This is a genomic window from Endozoicomonas sp. SESOKO2, assembly GCF_024606245.1.
GTDB lineage: Bacteria > Pseudomonadota > Gammaproteobacteria > Pseudomonadales > Endozoicomonadaceae > Endozoicomonas_A.
The window spans coordinates 1-3,289 of record NZ_JAHHPQ010000681.1 but is presented as its reverse complement, the minus strand read 5'-3'; the positions used below and the strand labels follow the sequence as shown (position 1 = coordinate 3,289).

At 49.3% G+C, this 3,289-nt stretch carries 4 protein-coding genes; all 4 read right to left on the bottom strand.

Annotation, left to right across the window (positions count from 1 at the left end):
• Positions 1–89: 89 nt before the first annotated feature.
• Positions 90–1,448, bottom strand: coding sequence for a magnesium transporter (mgtE, locus tag KDK17_RS16770; protein ID WP_257253912.1), 1,359 nt, complete (start codon positions 1,446–1,448; stop codon positions 90–92).
• Positions 1,449–1,641: 193 nt separating this feature from the next.
• Positions 1,642–1,911, bottom strand: coding sequence for an HPr family phosphocarrier protein (locus tag KDK17_RS16765; protein ID WP_257253913.1), 270 nt, complete (start codon positions 1,909–1,911; stop codon positions 1,642–1,644).
• The gene (gene rapZ, locus KDK17_RS16760; RefSeq protein WP_257253916.1) at positions 1,911–2,768 is read right to left on the bottom strand and encodes an RNase adapter RapZ; all 858 of its coding nucleotides are present in this window, start codon (positions 2,766–2,768) and stop codon (positions 1,911–1,913) included. The genes KDK17_RS16765 and rapZ overlap by 1 nt, the downstream gene beginning before the upstream one ends.
• A 268-nt stretch (positions 2,769–3,036) precedes the next feature.
• Positions 3,037–3,289: PTS sugar transporter subunit IIA (locus KDK17_RS16755; protein WP_257288595.1), on the bottom strand; the 253-nt coding region annotated here is incomplete at its 5' end.

Genomic DNA, 3,289 nt, shown 5'->3' with positions numbered 1-3,289 from the left:
GGCCACTTCTGCCGCAAACAGGACAGGTGAATAAATAAGTAGCTGATCAGGCTACTACGGTGCAGTCTGCTATCCAACAGTCTGGAATGTTAACTATAAAACAAGGTAGCCAGTCCCAGAAAGGAGAGAAAGCCAACGACATCCGATACTGTCGTCAGTATTATGGTGCCAGCCAGTGCAGGGTCAATATTTATGGATTTGAGAATAACGGGAAGGCTGGCACCGACGATGACGGCAGTACTGAGATTGATGATCATGGCACAGGCGATCACCAGAGCAATGATGGGGTCATGGAACCATAAATAAGCGATCAGGGAAACCAGAGCGGCCCAGAGAATACCATTGAGAAATCCTGCCATTAGTTCGCGACTGAGTAGCCACCGCAGGTTGGTTCTACTGATCTGACCCAGCGCCATGCCCCGAATCACCAGAGTCAGAGCCTGTCCGCCAGCATTGCCGCCCATTCCTGCAACAATTGGCATCAGGACAGCCAGTGCAACGACCTTATCGATGGTGGCCTGAAACATGCCAATAACAGAGGCGGCAATAAAGGCTGTTATCAGGTTGATGCCCAGCCAGACAGCGCGCCGACGGGCCGTTTTCAGTGCGGGGGCAAAGGTATCTTCATCGTCATCCAGACCTGCCATGCTCATCATGGAGTGTTCGGCCTCTTCCCGGATAACATCCACCACGTCGTCAATCGTAATACGGCCCAGTAGCTGTCCCTGCTCAGACACCACCGGTGCTGACACCAGATCCTGCCGTTCAAACAATTGAGCCACCTGGCTGTCTTCCATATTGGCAGCGATGGGTTGCAGATCGGTCTGCATTACTTCAAATACTGTGGCTGAAGGGGCTGTGGTCAGGAGTACTGACAGGGGTAGTGCCCCTATGTATTCGTCTCTGCGGTTGACGACAAACAGGCTGTCAGTCATTTCCGGAATATCCTTATGACGCCTGAGGTAACGGAGCACAACATCGAGAGTGCTGCTGGGCCGAATGGTGATGACATCGGTATTCATCAGTCCGCCGGCTGTGTCTTCCGGATAAGAGAGGACGGCTTCTACCCTTTGCCGATCCTGACTGTCCATGGAATCCAGTACTTTTCGGGTGATGGTGTCGGGCAGTTGTTGCAGGAGGTCTGCTATGTCATCCACGTCCTGACCTTCGGTAATCACTTTCAGCTCTGCCACGTTCATCCTGTCCAGGAAAAACTGTCGGACTTCGTCACTCAGTTCCTGTAATACGTCGCCTTCCATCTCTCGATCAATCAGGCGCCAGAGAAGGCTGCGAAGTTTGGGGGGGGACGATTCGAGCAAGTGAGCCGCATCCGGAGCCGGAAGACCATTCAGCATACGCCTGAGTTCGGGAGAAACGCCGTGTTCAAGGGCCTCGTTGAGTTCCTGAAATGCCTTGTCTCCGATACTCAGTTGTAGCTGTTGTACCATAGATGCGTGCCCGGCTTTTTTGGCAGAAATGACTGAGTGTTGACTTTCTGTTCTACAACTATCCAGTCTGATTGTCAGGCTCAGTCATTTCGCATGTCATTGTTCGTTTGCTTTGTGCCTGACAAGCTTTCGCTTTCAAGCGAGGCAATTTGTGATACCAGTATAAACAGAGATTTAATGGTGAAAAGGATGATTATTCACCCTCTTCAAAAAAATCATTGATCAGATTGCACAACGCTGTACAGGCCTCTTCTTCATCATGGCCTTCAAATGTTAAATCAAGGACAGAGCCTTTTCCTGCCGCCAGCATCATGACGGCCATGATACTTTTTCCATCCACTTCACGGCCGTCGAAGCCCACTTTCACCTGACTGGTGAAAGCCGAAGTTGTGGAAACAAATTTAGATGCTGCCCGTGCATGGAGACCGAGTTTATTAATAATGGTGATCTGCTTCTGGATCATTATTTTGAAAGCTCCCGATGTCTGACCTGAACACAGTCAAAACGTTCCTTGAGCCACTCGCTCAGTTTTTCACTGATAAATACGGAGCGGTGCTGCCCGCCGGTACACCCGATTGCAATCGTCATATAACTGCGCTGTCCGGATTCGAACCTCGGTAACCATTTTTCCACGAATCTGCAGAGATCTTCAAACATCTCATTTACCATGGGTTCAGCCGCCAGAAAATCTTTAACGGGCTTATCTTGGCCTGTGTAAGATCTTAACGCTTCAATCCAGAAAGGATTAGGTAAACAGCGAACATCAAAAACAAAGTCAGCATCAATCGGCATGCCGTGCTTGAAGCCAAACGACTGGATCATCAGCGTCATACTCTTGCTCGTGGCGCCGCATATTCGCTGTCTTATTTGTTCTCTGATTTCATGGACAGACAGTGGTGAAGTGTCCAGCCTTATGTCGGCTTCTTCAGCCAGAGGAGCCAGCAGTTTCTTTTCCAGATTGATCGCTTCTTTCAGAGAACGCTCATCATTGCTGAGAGGGTGGCGACGGCGTGTCGAGCTGTACCGCTTCATCAGGGTGTCGCTGTCTGCGTCCAGAAAGATGACCTGACACTCAACCTCCTGTTTTTTCAACTTTTCCAACAATGCCGGAAAGCGTTCCAGAGCGCCGGGTACATTACGAACATCCAAACTGACAGCCATGCGGTGAGGTTCGAGCAGATTGCTTTTGAGATTGGTCGGCAATTCGTTCAACATGCTGGCAGGCAAGTTGTCTACACAGTAAAAGCCTTCATCTTCAAGGGCGTGAAGCGCGGAACTTTTGCCAGAGCCTGAACGTCCGCTGATGATGACCAACTTCATGGAGTGTCCTTCCCGATTGTTTGACTGTGCAAACAGGCTTCTCACCTGATTCCGAGTGGGGCAAGTCTATCAAAACCCAATGAGATTAGAACCAGTCGCTTTCTTTTATTTCAAGCATAGTCCGGATATTTCTATCCATGCATTTTTGAAGGATAAATAGGTTTCAAGTCACGATAGTGAAGGAAGTCAACAGGGTTCTTGCAGGCCAAAAAACATTTTGCCCGCCTCCGTTTCCAGATGGGCATGCAAAATGTTTTTTATTTACCTGTTAAACAGGGCTGCAGATGATGTTATACAGCGCTTTGGGGTTTTTTGCTGCTCGCATCTGGCTCAGCAATATTTCTGATTGAAAGCGTTCAGCCACAGCCTGCAGTATATTGAGATGCTCCTGTGTATTTTCTTCCGGAACAATGAGTGCGAACACCAGATCGACCGGTTGTTTATCCACAGAATCAAAATCAACGGGTTCGGACAGTTTGATCAGAAGTCCGGTGGGATGTTGACAGGCACTGGAGCGACAG